The organism is Pseudarthrobacter sp. NPDC092439 (genome assembly GCF_044754945.1).
Classification (GTDB): domain Bacteria; phylum Actinomycetota; class Actinomycetes; order Actinomycetales; family Micrococcaceae; genus Arthrobacter.
On sequence record NZ_JBIVQB010000006.1, the window covers coordinates 66,257 to 81,722 of the forward strand.

The following is a 15,466-nucleotide window of genomic DNA, read 5'->3' on the forward strand; positions in this document are numbered from 1 at the left end:
GGTATCTATCAGATTTGCTTCTTCAGGTCCGCCACGGAGTCCAGCACCTGGTTGGGCCGGAACGGGAAGGACCCGATGTCCTCGCGCCGGGTGATGCCGGTGAGCACAAGCACCGTGTGCAGGCCCGCTTCCATGCCGGCCACGATGTCCGTATCCATCCGGTCGCCGATCATGGCCGTGGTCTCCGAGTGGGCGTCGATCTGGTTCATCGCAGACCGGAACATCATGGGGTTGGGCTTGCCCACGATGTACGGCTCGCGCCCAGTGGCCTTGGTGATGAGGGCCGCGATGGCCCCGGTGGCCGGCAGCGGCCCGTCCTTAGACGGCCCCGTGGCATCCGGGTTGGTGGCGATGAACCGCGCCCCCGCCAGGATCAGCCGGATGGCGGTGGTGATGGCCTCGAAGGAATAGGTCCGCGTCTCCCCAAGCACCACGAAGTCGGGGTCCTGGTCGGTGAGGATGAAGCCGGCCTCGTGCAGCGCCGTCGTCAATCCCGCCTCACCGATGGTGTAGGCACGGTTCCCGGATCCGGACCCCTGCACCTGGTCCTTGAGGAACTGGGCGGTGGCCAGGGCCGAGGTCCAGATGTTCTCCTCCGGTACCTCCAGTCCCGACGCGCGCAGCCGGGCGGCCAGGTCGCGGGGAGTGAAGATGGAGTTGTTGGTGAGTACCAGGAAGCGCTTGGACGTATCGACCCAGCGTTGGATGAGCTCAGCGGCGCCGGGAACGGCCTGGTTCTCGTGGACCAGGACGCCGTCCATGTCCGTTAGCCAGCACTCGATTTCCTGGCCACTGCGGTAAACCGCCGGGTTGCCCTTGACCACGTCCGCCTCTGCCATGCCTAACCTCCGCCGGTGATGAAAGCCTGAAAGGTCCAGTCTAGTGTTGAGGGGTGAGCCAAACGCCCGGTATGACAGACGAACCCGACCACGCGCCCGGGGAGGCTGAACCGCCCAGGGCCGAGGTCGGCGTCGGGCCCTGGGAAGGCGAACTGCCGGAAGGCGACCACTGGGACCCGGATCTGCTGGCCGACGGCGACCGCCGCAACGTGCTGGACAAGTACCGCTACTGGAAGCACGAGGAGATCGTGGCGGAACTGGATTCCCGCCGGCACAACTTCCACGTGGCCATCGAAAACTGGCAGCACGACCTCAACATCGGCACCGTGGTGCGCACCGCCAACGCGTTCCTGGCCAAGGAGGTCCACATCATCGGACGGCGGCGCTGGAACCGGCGCGGCGCGATGGTCACCGACCGCTACCAGCACGTCCGCCACCACCCCACCGTGGAGGATTTCGTCGCGTGGGCGCAGGGCGAGGGGCTGGCGATCATCGGCGTGGACATCTTCCCGGACTCCGTGCCGCTGGAAACCTACGACCTGCCGCGGGACTGCGTGCTGGTGTTCGGCCAGGAGGGGCCGGGGCTGACGCCCGAGGTCCACGAAGCGGCCCTGGCAACCCTGTCCATCGAGCAGTTCGGGTCCACGCGGTCCATCAATGCCGCCTCGGCGGCGGCAATCGCAATGCACGCCTGGATCCGCCGGCACGTGTTCAACCAGCACGTATAGGACCGCCCCACCCTCCAACCCCGCCCCACGCCCACCCCACACCTTCCCCCACGCCCTCAACCCGCGAGATGGCATTTAACGGCAGTGCCAGGGTCCAGGATTGCGGTTAAATGCCATCTCGCGGAGGGTGGGGAAAGTTGTCCTGTGGATAACTCAATCCGGGCATGGCCAGCGGGTCAGAATGGGGCATGCGCAGGGCCAAACTTCCCGGCCACCTGATCACGGGATCGTTCTCCGTGCGGGCCTCCGACAAGGCCGGTATATCCCGTACGCGGACCGCCGCCAAGGACTTGGTCACCGTCTCGCGGGGAATTCGGGTGCCGGTCCACTCCGGCGCCTCGGGTGCAGCGGCCTTGCGGGCATACACGGACCAGGACGACAACTCCGTGCTGGCTTCGCTCTCTGCGCTCCAGGCCTGGCGCGGGCCCGTGCCCGCCCGATTGAGCGGCGACTGGCGGATCCATGTGGCCCGCCGCAGGGGTTTCAGCCTGCCGCGACGGGTCAACGTGGTGGGCCACCTCCTGACCTTCCTTCCCGGGGAAACAACCGAGTACGACGGCGTCCGCCTCACCTCGCCGGCGCGCACCTGGCTTGACCTCGCGTCACTTCTCTCCCTTGACGAGTTGGTCGCTGTGGGGGACTTCCTGGTATGCGCCCACGGGCCCGACTTCCCGAGGCCCAGGGAACCCCTATGCAGCATCGAGGAGCTGCGCGAGGCAATTATTCGGCATCGGGGAATGCGCGGCATGAAGACGGCGCGGGCCGCGCTGGAGCTGGTGCGGGTGGGCTGCGATTCAGCCCCGGAAACATGCATGCGGCTCGCCCTCATGGAGGCCGGACTGCCCGAGCCGGAGCTGAACCACGTTCTGTTCAGCTCCGAAGGGCAGCCGGTCCTGTGGCCAGATGCCGCCTACCCTCACTGGCGGATTGCCCTGCAGTACGACGGGCGCCACCATGCCGGCGAAGAACAGTACTTGCGCGATATCGAGCGCCAGCACACCACAGCACTCCAGGGGTGGCTGGAGGTGCGCGTTGGCAAGCGCGACCTCGAAGGCGATCGCCCCGCCGTCGTCCGTAAAGTCAAGGCGGCCCTCCAGAGCCGGGGATGGACGCGAAATGACATTTAACCGCAGTCCCGGCGGCGGCGATTGCCGTTAAATGCCATCTTGCGGGGGAGTGTTACCGCGCTGCGTGACCCGAAACACTCGCGGGGTACAGGAATCGCTAGGATGGTGCCTAGCCAAAGAGGTCTACTCCAGCGACATATCCCTCAGACGAAAACCCCAGCAAGCATAGGAGTCAGCATGCCCATTGCAACCCCAGAGATCTATTCCGAGATGATCGATCGCGCCAAGGCGGGCGGCTTTGCGTTCCCGGCCGTGAACGTGACCTCTTCCCAGACGCTGAACGCAGCGCTGCGCGGCTTCGCCGAAGCTGAGTCCGACGGGATCGTCCAGGTCTCCACCGGCGGTGCCGCCTACTGGTCCGGCGCGTCCACGAAGGACATGGTTGCCGGTTCGCTGGGCTTCGCGGCGTTCGCCCGCGAGGTAGCCAAGAACTACAACGTCAACATCGCCCTGCACACGGACCACTGCCCGAAGGACAAGCTGGACGGCTTCGTGCTGCCCCTGCTCGCCGCGTCCGAGGCCGAGGTCAAGGCCGGCCGCAACCCGCTGTTCAACTCCCACATGTGGGACGGTTCCGCCGAAACACTGGAGGACAACCTGCGGATCGCCCGTGAGCTGCTGGAGCGCACCGCTGCCGCCAAGATGATCCTCGAGGTGGAAATCGGTACCGTCGGCGGCGAAGAGGACGGCGTTGAGAACGAAATCAACGAAAAGCTCTACACCACGGTCGAGGACGCCCTGGCAACGGTTGAGGCCCTTGGCGCCGGTGAGCGCGGCCGCTACATCACCGCCCTGACCTTCGGCAACGTCCACGGCGTGTACAAGCCCGGCGGAGTGAAGCTGCGCCCGGAGATCCTCAAGGACATCCAGGCCCAGGTGGGCGCCAGGATCGGCAAGGAAAACCCGTTCGACCTCGTGTTCCACGGCGGCTCCGGCTCCTCGGACCAGGAGATCGCGGACGCCGTCTCCTACGGCACCATCAAGATGAACATCGACACCGACACCCAGTACGCCTACACGCGCCCGGTTGCGGACCACATGTTCCGCAACTACGACGGTGTATTGAAGGTGGACGGCGAGGTGGGCAACAAGAAGACCTACGACCCCCGCGTTTGGGGCGCAGCCGCCGAAGCCGGCCTCGCCGCGCGCGTGGTGGAAGCCACCAAGCAGCTTGGCTCCGCCGGAAAGACCTTCTAGATGTCGGACGAGTTCCGCCGGAACCTGATGGGCCCCGAGCCCACGCTCCTGCCTGCCGAGCCTGAGGTGTACCAGCAGCTCGAATCGGGCCAGGAAGCGCTGGACCTGGTGGCGAAATACCCGACGTCGTCGCTGCTCTGGGCAGTCCTGGCCGAGGAAGCGTGGGCGGAAGGCCGCACCATCGACTCCTATGCATACTCGCGGGTGGGTTACCACCGCGGCCTGGATTCACTCCGCCGCAGCGGCTGGCGCGGCGTTGGGCCCATCCCGTGGGAGCACGGGCCCAACCGCGGCTTCCTCCGCGCGCTGTACTCGCTGGGCCGTGCATCGTCGGCCATTGGCGAGGCGGAAGAACCCGAACGCATCGAGAAGTTCCTCAAGGACTCCGACCCCACGGCCAAGGCCGCGATCGAAGCCTCATAGCAGCCCCGTTTTAAAGTCCGACGGCGGCTGGCCCTTCGTGGAAGGCCAGCCGCCGTCGTCCGTCCGGGAGTTTTGGACGACAACCCGAAAGGGTCAGGAGGCTTTTTGGAGGCCTGTCCGGGCCATCGCGTCGGCGTAGGCCACGCGCATGTCCTGGAGGTATTCCTCCTGGCGGGCGGGCGAGCCGGCAAACGCGCGGCCGCTGAGGGACCGTACCTTGTAGGTCTTCAGCCCACGGCGCCACAGCAGTGGAACCTCGGTCTTCAGCAGCAGGTTGGCCAGGCGGTTGGCCTCGGTCCCGTGGGCAACGATCACCGATGCGCGCGGTACCAGGGCCAGGAACTTCAGCAGCGGCTTGAGGCCGGACTGGATCTGGTCGGGCGTGAACTTGCCGTTCGGCTCGCCCGGAACGTGCCACGGGTGGACGTTCCACGGCATGACGAACTCAGGGCGCAGGCCCAGCTTCCACTGGATCCCCAGCATGCGCGTGGCGGCGTCGTGGTCCCCGGCGGTGATAAAGCCGGACGGATCCGCCTCCCCGATGTTGGAAAACAGGCTGATGATGCGGCATTCATCCACGTCGTGCATGGGGTCGACGTACGGCACCACCGTGCCCGGCTTGGTTTCCTGCAGGGAATCGCAGAGCTCGTTGACGGCTGCAACGTTGGGTTCGTAGCGGCGGCTCAGGAGCTGCTCATGGACGGATTCGGGGGCCAGTGCTGTCATGAAGGGCGGGATCTCCTGCGGATATGGCGTTGCTGACACACCGGAAAAGGGCGCACGACGGCGCAGCCGGTCCGGGGCGGTGGAAAAGGGGTGGGCCGGTTCCTGACCGGCCTTGACCAGTTTAGCAAGCCGCAGGTGCGCGAAATGCCGGGACGGGACGCCTAACGAGTGGACAAATCCGCTGATCCGCTAAACTTGGGTGGTAAGGGCCCCGGAACTCTTGCATTGCTGCGCCGCCATGCGGAACAGCGACCGCCGGTACGTTCGGGGCATTCTCATGAACGGTGCCGCAGGGGCCTGCCATCTTCCGGCCGGACCAGGTGGCCCGAACGAATGGGGGAGGATCCCATGCCAGCAATTGTGATCGTAGGAGCCCAGTGGGGCGACGAAGGAAAAGGCAAAGCGACTGACCTCCTGGGCGGCCGCGTTGACTACGTCGTCAAGCCCAACGGCGGCAACAACGCCGGGCACACCGTCGTCGTAGGCGGTGAAAAGTACGAACTCAAGCTGCTGCCGGCAGGCATCCTCAGCCCCAACGCGGTTCCCATCATCGGCAACGGCTGCGTGGTGAACCTCGAGGCCCTGTTCCAGGAGATTGACGGCCTGCAGGCGCGGGGCGCGGACACCTCCAAGCTGCGTGTGTCCGCCAATGCCCACCTTGTGGCGCCCTACCACCAGGTGCTGGACAAGGTCACCGAACGCTTCCTTGGCAAGCGCGCCATCGGCACCACCGGCCGCGGCATAGGTCCCGCCTACATGGACAAGGTAGCCAGGCTGGGCATCCGCGTCCAGGACGTCTTCGACGAATCCATCCTCCGCCAGAAGGTGGAAGGCTCGCTGCACCAGAAGAACGAGGTCCTGGTCAAGATCTACAACCGCCGGAGCGTGGTGGTGGACGAGATCGTGGAGTACTTCCTGTCCTTCGCTGAGCGCCTGCGCCCGCTGGTGATCGACAGCACCCTGGTCCTGAATAGCGCCCTGGATGAGGGCAAGGTGGTCCTGATGGAGGGCGGCCAGGCGACCTTCCTGGACGTTGACCACGGCACCTACCCGTTCGTCACCTCCTCGAACCCGACGGCCGGCGGAGCTTCGGTGGGCTCGGGCATCGGCCCCACCCGGATTTCCCGCTCGATCGGCATCATCAAGGCCTACACCACCCGCGTTGGTGCCGGCCCGTTCCCCACGGAACTCTTCGACGAGATGGGCGTCTACCTGCAGAAGACCGGTGGCGAGTTCGGCGTGAACACCGGCCGTCCCCGCCGCTGCGGCTGGTACGACGCCGTCCTGGCCCGCCACGCCTCCCGCGTCAACGGCTTCACGGACTACTTCGTCACCAAGCTGGACGTACTCACCGGCATCGAGCAGATCCCCGTCTGCGTGGCCTACGACGTTGATGGCGTGCGCCATGACGAAATGCCGATGACCCAGACCGAGTTCCACCACGCCAAGCCCATCTTCGAGTACTTCGAGGGCTGGACCGAGGACATCACCGGTGCCCGCACCCTTGCGGACCTGCCGGAGAACGCGCGGAACTACGTCCTCGCCCTTGAGAAGCTCTCCGGCACGCGTTTCTCCGCCATCGGCGTAGGACCGGACCGGGACCAGACCATCGTGGTGAACGACCTCATCAACGATTAAGGCTTTACGCATACGACGACGGCGGGCGCCCCCGGTGGGGTGGCCCGCCGTTCGCTTTCCCGGCGCAGCTACGGCCGGGTCCGGGGCAAACGGACTGTTTAAAAGTTTTCTCAAAACCGCGTAACCCTTTCGGATACCCGGGCGATTACCTATATGAAGCGCCGAGCTGGAACCTGTCCCCCATCACGTTCCAGCCCGGCTCTTTTTATGTATGAGCACTTGGTTGTAGAGGGCAAGTTTCGTGGAGGCGCTGCCGGGCCTAGACTTAGCAAGCAAAGTTCCCTCCATTGAAAGCCGTACGTCCGTGACCGATGCGCTGATCGATGACGCAATACGTGACGGCGCCGGCGACCCGGAAATCTTCAACCTGGTGTACCGAACGTACGCATCACAGGTGTTGGGCTATCTCACGGCCCGCGGAGTAGAGGACCCGGAGGCCGTCATGCAGGATGTCTTCCTCGCAGTGCTGCCCCGACTGGATACCATCAGCGGCGGAATGGCCGGCCTGCGCACCTTTATCTTTTCCGTAGCCCACGCCCGCATGGTGGATGATCACCGCCGGCAGAACCGCGCGCCGGCCAGGCTTCCCTTCGAACCGGAGCTGGACCAGCGCGAAGATACCTCTGCGGAAACCGAAGTCCTGGGGCTCATCGCTCCCCAGGAAGTCCAGCGCCTGTTCAGCGGCCTGCTCGACGACCAGCGCGAGGTTTTGACCCTGCGCATCGTTGCCGGTCTCACTGTGGAACAGGTCGCCGAGGTGATGGACAAAAGTCCGGGTGCTGTTAAGCAGCTTCAGCGCCGGGCACTGAACAGGCTCCGGGAGGAGCCCGCTGTAAAGGAATATGTGAGGCCATGAATCCCCACGCTGCCAGGGTCCTGGACACAGTGGACCAGATCCTGCTCGAGTCCGGCCAGCAGGACGCAACCGACCTGCGCGCCGCCCTGCTTTCCATGGGCACGCTCGCTGAACTGCCCGTCCCCGCGCCGGGACCTAAACTTGCAGCGATGCTGTCCGGCACCCCCGCCCATACCACCCGGCGCGAAGCCATGGCGAGGGAAGCCGCTGCCCGCCAGGAAGTTGCCCGAAAGAGCGCGCGATTCCGCAGCGATGAGCTGGCCCGCCGGCGGGCGTTGCGCCGCAACCGCTCGGCTGTGGTCGGGCTCACCGTGATGGCCGGGATGGGCCTGGGCGTCACCAGTGTGGCCGCCAGCCTGCCGGAGGCTACGGACAACCACGCTTCGGTCCAGCAGCTCCTCGAGAACTGGGCTCCGCGGTGGACCATCGCGGTTCCCAACGCTGCAGCGGACGGCGTGCCCACGGAGAAGCCCGTACCGGGCGCCGTGGAGCCGGAGGCCGTCGACGCCGCTGAAGGACAGGACGTGGCCGCGCTGACGGGGCCTGGCCAGTCCGCAACGGCTGGCAACGGCAAGCCGCGGGCCACGGAAAACCCGGACGCCGCCGCAGGCGCCGGAAACGGCGGCCGGGCGGCGGACAGTGGCACCAAGCCGGCGGGAGCCGGTAAGGACCGGGAACAGCATGCCCCCGAAATTGAGGCGCCGGCGGAGCGTCAGGCCGCGAAGGCGGGCAACTCCGGGACCGGCCATAAGGCCAGCCCCGGAGCCAGGTGGCTGAAGAAGTTCAACCAGTAGCGCGTCCTGGCCGGACCTAGGCCAGGACCTGCCGCCTGGAGGAGATCACGCCGGTATCGAAGCCGGCCAGGTGCAGCCCGCCGTGGAAACGGGCGTGCTCGATCTTCACGCAGCGGTCCATCACCACGTTGAGCCCGGCCGCCTCGGCGTCCGCGGCCACGCCCTCGTGCCACGAGCCCAGCTGCAGCCAGAGGGTCTTGGCCCCGGCCGCAACGGCTTCCTCCAGGACGCCCGGAAGGTCGTCATGCTTGCGGAACACATCCACGATGTCCGGGCTTTCGGGAAGGTCCGCGAGGGAGGCGTACGTTGGCTGGCCAAGGATCTCCTTCACCACGGGATTGACGAAATACACCTTGTACCGCGTGGAGGACTGCAGGTAAGTGGCCACGAAGTAGCTGGCCCGCGACGGTTTGTCGGAGGCCCCCACGATGGCGACCGACTTGGCCGCCCGCAAGAGCGACAGGCGCTCGGGGGCGGCGGGGCCTTCCCAGGTCCGTTCAGCAGTGCTCATGCGCGTACTCCGATCGTGCAGGCGTCAGCCGCCTCCTCAGGGCGGACGACGGCGCCATCCGCAGTTGCGTCCTGGGCCTCCGTAAGGGCCTGGTCCAGGTCCCACAGGATGTCCTCGATGTCCTCCAGGCCCACCGAAATGCGGACCAGGTCCTCCGGCACGCCGGCCGACTCGAGCTGTTCGGCGCTCAGCTGCTGGTGCGTGGTGGATCCGGGGTGGATCACCAGGGTGCGGGAGTCACCCACATTGGCCAGGTGCGAGGCCAGCTGGAGCGACTCGATGAACTTCTGCCCCGCAGCGCGTCCGCCGGCAACACCGAACGAGAACACCGAACCCGGTCCCTGCGGCAGGTACTTCCTAGCCCGCTCGAAGTGGGGGTGGGAGGGCAGGCCGGAGTAGTTAACGTAGGCCACCCGCGGATCTGCGTCCAGCCATTCGGCCACGGCCTGCGCGTTCTTCAGGTGCTCGTCCAGGCGCTGCGGGAGCGTTTCCACGCCCTGCAGCAGCTGGAATGCGGACTGCGGCGAGAGGGCGGGCCCGATGTCGCGCAGTTGTTCACAGCGGAGCTTGGTCAGGAAGCCGTACTCGCCGAAGTTGCCCCACCAGGAGACGTTTCCGTAGGAGGCCACGGGCTCGGTCATGGTGGGGAACTTGCCGTTGCCCCAGTCGAAGCGGCCGCTCTCGACGATCACGCCGCCCAGGGTGGTGCCGTGTCCGCCGAGGAACTTGGTGGCGGAGTGGATAACGATGTCCGCTCCGTGCTCGATCGGGCGCACGAGGTACGGCGTGCTCAAGGTGGCATCCACTACCAGGGGGATGCCGGCGTCGTGCGCCACCTTCGCCAGCCCCGCCAGGTCCTGGACTTCCGAGGACGGGTTGGCCACCACCTCGACGAAGATCGCCTTGGTGTTGTCCCGGACCGCGGCTGCGTAGTCCGCCGGGTCCGTGCCGGGCACGAACGTGGTGTCCACGCCGAAGCGGCGCAGGGTGACGTCCAGCTGGGTGACGGTGCCGCCGTAGAGCTGGGATGCGGCCACGATGTGGTCGCCGGCCTGGGTCAGCGCGGCGAAGGTGAGGAACTCCGCTGCCATGCCCGACGACGTCGCAACAGCACCGATGCCGCCCTCCAATGAGGCAATGCGCTCTTCGAAGGCTGCCACCGTGGGGTTTCCGATGCGGGAGTAGATGTTGCCGTACTTCTGCAGGGCGAAGAGGTTGGCTGCGTCCTGGGTGTCCTTGAACACGAAAGAGGTGGTCTGGTAGATGGGCACCGCGCGGGCACCGTGCTCGGCGTCCGGCGTGCCGCCGGCGTGCAGGGCGCGGGTGCGGAAACCGAACTTGCGGTCAGCCATCAGGCGGCCACCGTTTCAGCGACAGGTGCCTGGGAGAGGTCCAGCTCGGTGCCGTTCTTCCGGGCGAGGTCAGCCTCGAGTTCACGGACGATCGGCAGGATGTCCTGGCCGAACGCGGCGATCTCTTCCTGGAAGTGCAGGTAGCCGGTGAGGAACAGGTTCACGCCGATCTTCTTGTACTCCACGATGCGCTCGGCGATCTGCTCCGGGGTGCCGATCAGCTGGGTCTTGAAGCCGTCGTTGTACTGGACCAGGTCCTCGAACGTGGAGTCGGCCCACATGCCCTTGCCGTCCTTGGTGGAGGGCCCGGCCTCCTGCACGGCGTCCCGGAAGCCCTGAACGGCCGGCTTGTGTGCCTTCTCCACGATCTCGCGCAGGGTGTCGCGGGCCTCCTTCTCGGAGTCGCGGGCAATGACGAAGCCGTTGAGGCCAAAGCGCGGGGCGGCGAGGGCACCCTCGGTGCCGCGCTTGGTTTCACCGGAAGCGGCAACCACGCCGGCGATGTTTTCCTTGAAACCTTCCAGGTCCTTGCCGTTGGAGAAGTACCAGTCCGCTACGCGGCCCGCGGTGGCCTGGGCCGCCGTCGAGTTTCCGCCGAAGAAGATCTCCGGGTGGGCGCGGCCGGGAACGTTGACAGGGGCCGGGTTCAGGGTGAAGTCCGTGATGTTGTAGTACTTGCCGGACTGGCTGTACTCCTGCTGGGTCCACAGGCCGCGGAGGACGCGGATGAACTCCTCTGTGCGGACGTAGCGCTCATCGTGCTCCAGCCATTCGAGGCCGAAGTTTTCGAACTCCGCCTTCAGCCAGCCGGAGACGATGTTGACGGCCGCGCGGCCGTTGGAGATGTGGTCCGCCGTGATGATGTACTTGGCCAGCACGCCCGGGTGCCACATGCCCGGGTGGACCGCGGCGATGACCTTGAGCCGTTCCGTGGCGGCCAGCAGCGCCAGGCTGAACGAGGTGGCCTCGTGCTGCTTGTCCGCGCCGTAGGAAGCCGCGTAGCGGGTCTGGGACAGGGCGTATTCGAAGCCGGAGTTCTCGGCGATGCGCGCCAGCTTCTTGTTGTACTCGAAGTCCCAGCTGGTGCGCTGTTCGATGGTGGATACCACCAGGCCGCCGGAGACGTTGGGAACCCAGTATGCGAACTTGAGCGGTTCGGAGAGCCGGGCGACGTTGCTGATCTCGGTCATGAATTTTCCTTTGCTTGGGTCCGCTCGCGCAGGACGTCCTGGATGCCGGCAACCGCCGGCTCATTCTGGAGTGAGGTGGTATCGCCAAGGGCGGTCCCCTCGAACAATTGGGTGAGCAGCCGGCGCATGATCTTGCCGCTGCGGGTCTTGGGAACATCGGGAACCACGACGACGTCGCGCGGCTTGGCGATGGGGCCGATCGCCTTCGCGACGTGCTGCCGGAGTTCGTGCGCGGTTGGGCCTGCCGCGCCTGGCGCCGCCTCCCGAAGGACTACGAACGCCACGATGGCGTGGCCGGTCTTCGGATCCGCCACCGGACAGACGCCCGCTTCCACCACGTCCGGGTGTGACACCAGGGCGGACTCGATCTCGATGGTGGAGAGCAGGTGGCCGGAGACGTTCAGGGTGTCGTCCACCCGCCCGAGGATCCAGATGTCGCCGTCCTCGTCGTACTTGGCGCCGTCCCCGGCCAGGAACCAGCCCTGGTCCGAGTACTTGCTCCAGTACGAATCGAAGTAGCGCCGCGGGTTGCCCCAGACGGTCCGCGCAATGGCCGGACCGGGGGAGTCGACCACAATGAATCCCTGGACGCCCGGCGGCACTGCGGCGCCGCCGTCGTCCACCACCCTGGTGCTGACGCCGGGAAGGGGCCGGGCCGCGCAACCGGGCTTGAAATCCGTGTCCGTCTGCGCGGGGGAGAGAATGGCGGCACCCGTTTCCGACTGCCACCAGGTGTCCACCACCGGTGCGGTGCCGCCCCCGACGTTGGCGCGCAGCCAGCGCCACGCCTCCGGGTTCACCGCCTCGCCCACGGTGCCCAGCATCCGGATGGAGGAGAGGTCGTATGACTCCGGCACGCCGTCCGGGAACCAGCCCATGAGCGAGCGGACCAGGGTCGGCGCCGTGTAGTACTGCGTGACGCCATAGCGCTCGATGATTTCGAAATGCCGGCCCGGGTGCGGGGTGTTGGGGGTGCCTTCGAAGATCACCTGGGTCACGCCGTTGGACAGCGGTCCGTAGATCTCGTAGGTGTGGGCGGTGACCCAGGCCAGGTCCGCTGTACACCAGTGCACGTCCTGGTCGCGGAACGCCGGGTCCGGGTTGCTGAACAGGTGCTCGAAGCTCCAGGACGCCTGCGTGAGGTAGCCGCCGGAGGAGTGCACCAGGCCCTTCGGTTTTCCGGTGGTGCCGGAGGTGTACATGATGAACAGTGGGGTTTCGGCGTCGAACGCCTCGGGTTGATGGACATCCGGCGCATTCCCGACGACGTCGTGCCACCACACGTCGCGGCCTTCCGTCATGTTCACCGTGTGGAGGTCCTCAGCGGGCGTCGTGCGGTTCACCACCAGGACGTGTTCGACGGCGTTGTCCCCGGCCACCGCTGCATCGGCGTTGTCCTTGACCGGAACTGCCACCCCGCGGCGGTACTGGCCGTCCGTGGTGACCAGCAGCTTGGCGCCGGTGTCCTCCACGCGGAACCGCAGGGCCTCGGCGGAGAAACCGCCGAACACCAGGGAGTGGATGGCCCCGATCCTGGCCACGGCAAGGGTGATGATGACGGTTTCCGGGATGACCGGCAGGTAGATGACCACGCGGTCGCCCTTGGCGATGCCCAGCGCCAGGAGGGCGTTGGCTGCCTTGGCCACCTCGCGCTGGAGTTCGGCGTAGGTTATGGTGCGGCGGTCGCCGGGTTCGCCCTCGAAGTACAGGGCCACCTTGCTGCCCAGGCCGTTGGCCACGTGGCGGTCCACGCAGTTGTAGGCCACATTGAGCCTGCCGCCGTCGAACCAGCTGATCTGCGGGCCGGTGCCGGCCGCCGCGTCAGCCGGTACCCAGCGGTGGGCGGTGTGCCAGGGGGATTCCCAGTCCAGGCGCAGGGCCTGCTGCTCCCAGAAGGCGACATTCTCCGGGGACACGATGGTGCTGCTGTGACGCGCCGGGCCGCCGGACGGTACGCCGTGCACGGCATCGTCTTCCGGCCCGGTCGAGGACCATCCCGAAGAGCCGGAGGCGGGGCCTGGCGCGTCACGCAGCCCTGCTTCGACCGCCGTCGCGTTCGAAGTGGCGTTGGGGGAACCTGCGCCGGGCACGCCGTTGGCGGCCATGGCAGGGTTCCAGGTGGAAACAGGCGCAGCAGTATCAATTTCAGGGGTCATGGTGCTCCATCGATCCTGGCAGTAGCACCCTTCACCGCCCGCCGGGGATGGTCGCCTCGGCACGTGCTGCTTTTCAGGCGGCAAGCCGCCCTAGGGATGCTGCGGCTTCATTGATCCAGGTCTCTCGGCCGCTCGGGATGGTCACTACCCACTACAGCGGAACCGTACGGCATTGGCCAAATCGCCGCATCCGGCGCCGTAATATTCGTTCACAGGCGCCGGCGCCGCACTCATTCAGTCACTTATTCGGCAGAAAGGATGTGCGCCGACGGCGTAGGCTTGGCATATGGCCCACACCAACGATCCTGAAGTCATCGAGCGCCTCATGCGGAACAAAGGGCGGTGGGCCATCGTGGGCCTGACCACCAACGAGTGGCGCGCTGCCTACGACACGTCGCTGTTTATTCGGGACCGGCTGGGCATGGAAATCATCCCCGTGAACCTGCCCGGCGATCCCGTCCACGGCGAAACCGGGTACCGCACGCTCGCTGGGATACCGGCGGAAAAGCACCCTCTCGACGTCGTCGATTGCTTTGTGAATTCGCAGAAGGTGGGCGCCGTGGTGGACCAGGCGATCGCCGTGGGCGCCAAAGCTGTCTGGCTGCAGCTGGGCGTGGTGGACGAGGCCGCCGCGGAGCGCGCCAAGGCTGCCGGGCTGGACGTGGTCATGAACCTCTGCCCCGCCCAGGTGGCCTGGCAGTACAACCTCTAAGGGCCGGCGAACGCTCAGTCGACGGCGAGGGCCCGTTCGCAGGACCGGATGGCGTCCCTGGCCTCCTGCTGCTGGTCCGGAGTTCCGGCGCGTTCGGCCCATTGCTCGGCCAGCTGGAATTCCACAATTGCCTCGGGGTAGCGCCCGGCTTCCTGCAGCGTGCCGCCCAGCGCGGCGTGCAGCGCCGGCAGCCAGCGGCGGGCGCGGGAGTCATGGGCGGTGGCAGCGTATTCGATGGCACTGCGGGCCCACGGTTCGGCGTGGGCCGGGTCCGCCGCGGCCAGCATGGCCAGGGCGTCCACGGCGAGCAGTTCCTCGCCGAGATGGTCGCCCAGCTCCGCCGCCTGCTCAAAGAGGGGCACCGCCATGGCGGAATGGCCACCTGCGTGCAGCAGCCTGCCCCGCTCCAGCAGGACGCGGACCGCGACGGTGGGCTCCTCGCCGTCGATCCCGTCCAGCAGCGCATCCGCCTCCTCGAAGCGGCCCTGCATGCCCATGGCCCGCCCCAGCTGCGTGGCGAGCTCCGCTTTCTCGTCGGCGTCGTACTCCTGGCCTGCCATGGCTTCCTGGAACCGCTGCCCGGACAGCCCGGGATCGGCGTAGTTCCACAATCGGTCAAGGGTCTTCTGGTCCAGCATGTACCTTCTCCTGATCAGCTTTCACCTGCGGCGAGTGTGCGTGCCCCTTCAATGTACCGGGAGGTCACGTACCGCTGCGCCGCCCGGTAGGCCAGCGCTCCCGCAGCGTAGAACCAGTTGGCCGGCCTGCTGAAGGCGGTGATCTTCAGGACCACCCTTCCGGCGGCGTCGATTGCCACCTCGAATGATTCCTCGCCCCGGGCGGGGTGGCCGGGCAACGTGCCATATCCGAAACCCGCCGACTGCGCGCCCGCTGCGACGGTTGGGCGGCGCACCCACACCACTTCACAGGGCGCGTCCAGCCGGAAAGGGCCGGCGCCGAACCCACTCACCACGCGTGCACCGGGGTGGGCGACGGCGGCATCCGCACGAACGCGCAGCCCCGCCAGCCGCTGCAGCTGCCAGCCGAGGATGCCGTGGGCAACGCGGAGATACACGTCCCTGCCCTCACCGAGATACTCCTCCCGGACCACGGAGCGATAGCCCTCCGGAACGCGTCCGTCCTCGGTAAAACCGATACCCGGGTAGTTGAGCTGCATGTGCTTGGTCTTCCTTCCGGGCTGCCGCATCCTGCGAGCC

The 15,466-nt window shown here is 66.8% G+C and carries 16 protein-coding genes; 8 read left to right on the top strand and 8 right to left on the bottom strand.

The window, feature by feature from the left end; translation table 11 throughout:
- Positions 1-8: 8 nt before the first annotated feature.
- Positions 9-839, bottom strand: a complete 831-nt coding sequence (locus ACIQCM_RS13065; protein WP_400606584.1) for an HAD-IIA family hydrolase — start codon at positions 837-839, stop codon at positions 9-11.
- Positions 840-910: 71 nt separating this feature from the next.
- Here ACIQCM_RS13065 and ACIQCM_RS13070 point away from each other — a divergent pair, with 71 nt between their 5' ends.
- From ACIQCM_RS13070 to ACIQCM_RS13085, 4 genes are all read left to right on the top strand, one after another.
- Positions 911-1,567, top strand: a complete 657-nt coding sequence (locus tag ACIQCM_RS13070; protein ID WP_400606586.1) for a TrmH family RNA methyltransferase — start codon at positions 911-913, stop codon at positions 1,565-1,567.
- A 164-nt stretch (positions 1,568-1,731) separates the two neighbouring features.
- Positions 1,732-2,694: a hypothetical protein gene (locus ACIQCM_RS13075; RefSeq protein WP_400606588.1), complete on the top strand. Its 963-nt coding sequence runs from the start codon at positions 1,732-1,734 to the stop codon at positions 2,692-2,694.
- A gap of 177 nt (positions 2,695-2,871) precedes the next feature.
- Positions 2,872-3,891, top strand: coding sequence for a class II fructose-bisphosphate aldolase (gene fbaA, locus ACIQCM_RS13080; protein WP_400606590.1), 1,020 nt, complete (start codon positions 2,872-2,874; stop codon positions 3,889-3,891).
- Positions 3,892-4,314, top strand: coding sequence for a DUF3151 domain-containing protein (locus ACIQCM_RS13085; RefSeq protein ID WP_400606592.1), 423 nt, complete (start codon positions 3,892-3,894; stop codon positions 4,312-4,314).
- Between the two features lie 93 nt (positions 4,315-4,407).
- Here ACIQCM_RS13085 and ACIQCM_RS13090 read toward each other — a convergent pair whose 3' ends face one another.
- The gene (locus tag ACIQCM_RS13090; RefSeq protein ID WP_400606594.1) at positions 4,408-5,040 is read right to left on the bottom strand and encodes a uracil-DNA glycosylase; all 633 of its coding nucleotides are present in this window, start codon (positions 5,038-5,040) and stop codon (positions 4,408-4,410) included.
- Between the two features lie 348 nt (positions 5,041-5,388).
- Between ACIQCM_RS13090 and ACIQCM_RS13095 the strand changes: the two genes are divergently transcribed.
- The 3 genes from ACIQCM_RS13095 to ACIQCM_RS13105 all read left to right on the top strand — a co-directional run bounded on the left by ACIQCM_RS13095 (position 5,389) and on the right by ACIQCM_RS13105 (position 8,328).
- On the top strand, positions 5,389-6,678 hold the full coding sequence (locus ACIQCM_RS13095; protein ID WP_400606596.1) for an adenylosuccinate synthase: 1,290 nt from the start codon (positions 5,389-5,391) through the stop codon (positions 6,676-6,678).
- Between the two features lie 304 nt (positions 6,679-6,982).
- Entirely contained in the window at positions 6,983-7,534 is a 552-nt protein-coding gene (locus ACIQCM_RS13100) for an RNA polymerase sigma factor (protein ID WP_400606598.1), read from the top strand.
- A complete protein-coding gene (locus tag ACIQCM_RS13105) occupies positions 7,531-8,328 on the top strand; it encodes a hypothetical protein (RefSeq protein WP_400606601.1) in 798 nt (265 codons plus the stop codon). The genes ACIQCM_RS13100 and ACIQCM_RS13105 overlap by 4 nt, the downstream gene beginning before the upstream one ends.
- 16 nt (positions 8,329-8,344) lie before the next feature.
- Here ACIQCM_RS13105 and ACIQCM_RS13110 read toward each other — a convergent pair whose 3' ends face one another.
- The 4 genes from ACIQCM_RS13110 to acs are packed head-to-tail and all read right to left on the bottom strand — an operon-like array spanning position 8,345 to position 13,537.
- On the bottom strand, positions 8,345-8,839 hold the full coding sequence (locus ACIQCM_RS13110) for a CoA-binding protein (RefSeq protein WP_400606603.1): 495 nt from the start codon (positions 8,837-8,839) through the stop codon (positions 8,345-8,347).
- Positions 8,836-10,191, bottom strand: coding sequence for an O-acetylhomoserine aminocarboxypropyltransferase/cysteine synthase family protein (locus ACIQCM_RS13115; RefSeq protein ID WP_400606605.1), 1,356 nt, complete (start codon positions 10,189-10,191; stop codon positions 8,836-8,838). Before ACIQCM_RS13115 ends, ACIQCM_RS13110 begins: the two co-directional genes overlap by 4 nt.
- Positions 10,191-11,381 carry a dimethylsulfone monooxygenase SfnG gene (gene sfnG / locus ACIQCM_RS13120; RefSeq protein WP_400606607.1) on the bottom strand — a complete coding sequence of 397 codons (1,191 nt, stop codon included), beginning with the start codon at positions 11,379-11,381 and terminating at the stop codon, positions 10,191-10,193. Before sfnG ends, ACIQCM_RS13115 begins: the two co-directional genes overlap by 1 nt.
- Positions 11,378-13,537: an acetate--CoA ligase gene (gene acs, locus ACIQCM_RS13125; protein ID WP_400606609.1), complete on the bottom strand. Its 2,160-nt coding sequence runs from the start codon at positions 13,535-13,537 to the stop codon at positions 11,378-11,380. The genes sfnG and acs overlap by 4 nt, the downstream gene beginning before the upstream one ends.
- Positions 13,538-13,823: 286 nt before the next feature.
- Here acs and ACIQCM_RS13130 point away from each other — a divergent pair, with 286 nt between their 5' ends.
- Positions 13,824-14,249 carry a CoA-binding protein gene (locus tag ACIQCM_RS13130; RefSeq protein ID WP_400606612.1) on the top strand — a complete coding sequence of 142 codons (426 nt, stop codon included), beginning with the start codon at positions 13,824-13,826 and terminating at the stop codon, positions 14,247-14,249.
- Between the two features lie 14 nt (positions 14,250-14,263).
- Here ACIQCM_RS13130 and ACIQCM_RS13135 read toward each other — a convergent pair whose 3' ends face one another.
- On the bottom strand, positions 14,264-14,887 hold the full coding sequence (locus tag ACIQCM_RS13135; protein ID WP_400606614.1) for a hypothetical protein: 624 nt from the start codon (positions 14,885-14,887) through the stop codon (positions 14,264-14,266).
- A 14-nt stretch (positions 14,888-14,901) separates the two neighbouring features.
- Positions 14,902-15,456 (bottom strand): DUF1990 family protein, encoded by a 555-nt coding sequence (locus ACIQCM_RS13140; RefSeq protein WP_400606616.1) that lies wholly within the window; start codon positions 15,454-15,456, stop codon positions 14,902-14,904.
- Positions 15,457-15,466 lie beyond the last annotated feature (10 nt).

Excerpts from the sequence above, each read along its gene's own strand:
- ACIQCM_RS13105 (WP_400606601.1), top strand. The coding sequence starts at position 7,531 with ATGAATCCCCACGCTGCCAGGGTCCTGGACACAGTGGACCAGATCCTG.
- ACIQCM_RS13070 (WP_400606586.1), top strand. The coding sequence starts at position 911 with ATGACAGACGAACCCGACCACGCGCCCGGGGAGGCTGAACCGCCCAGG.
- ACIQCM_RS13130 (WP_400606612.1), top strand. The coding sequence starts at position 13,824 with ATGGCCCACACCAACGATCCTGAAGTCATCGAGCGCCTCATGCGGAAC.
- sfnG (WP_400606607.1), bottom strand. The coding sequence starts at position 11,381 with ATGACCGAGATCAGCAACGTCGCCCGGCTCTCCGAACCGCTCAAGTTC.
- ACIQCM_RS13095 (WP_400606596.1), top strand. The coding sequence starts at position 5,389 with ATGCCAGCAATTGTGATCGTAGGAGCCCAGTGGGGCGACGAAGGAAAA.
- acs (WP_400606609.1), bottom strand. The coding sequence starts at position 13,537 with ATGACCCCTGAAATTGATACTGCTGCGCCTGTTTCCACCTGGAACCCT.
- ACIQCM_RS13090 (WP_400606594.1), bottom strand. The coding sequence starts at position 5,040 with ATGACAGCACTGGCCCCCGAATCCGTCCATGAGCAGCTCCTGAGCCGC.
- ACIQCM_RS13110 (WP_400606603.1), bottom strand. The coding sequence starts at position 8,839 with ATGAGCACTGCTGAACGGACCTGGGAAGGCCCCGCCGCCCCCGAGCGC.
- ACIQCM_RS13065 (WP_400606584.1), bottom strand. The coding sequence starts at position 839 with ATGGCAGAGGCGGACGTGGTCAAGGGCAACCCGGCGGTTTACCGCAGT.
- ACIQCM_RS13075 (WP_400606588.1), top strand. The coding sequence starts at position 1,732 with ATGGCCAGCGGGTCAGAATGGGGCATGCGCAGGGCCAAACTTCCCGGC.
- ACIQCM_RS13115 (WP_400606605.1), bottom strand. The coding sequence starts at position 10,191 with ATGGCTGACCGCAAGTTCGGTTTCCGCACCCGCGCCCTGCACGCCGGC.
- ACIQCM_RS13135 (WP_400606614.1), bottom strand. The coding sequence starts at position 14,887 with ATGCTGGACCAGAAGACCCTTGACCGATTGTGGAACTACGCCGATCCC.
- ACIQCM_RS13140 (WP_400606616.1), bottom strand. The coding sequence starts at position 15,456 with ATGCGGCAGCCCGGAAGGAAGACCAAGCACATGCAGCTCAACTACCCG.
- fbaA (WP_400606590.1), top strand. The coding sequence starts at position 2,872 with ATGCCCATTGCAACCCCAGAGATCTATTCCGAGATGATCGATCGCGCC.
- ACIQCM_RS13085 (WP_400606592.1), top strand. The coding sequence starts at position 3,892 with ATGTCGGACGAGTTCCGCCGGAACCTGATGGGCCCCGAGCCCACGCTC.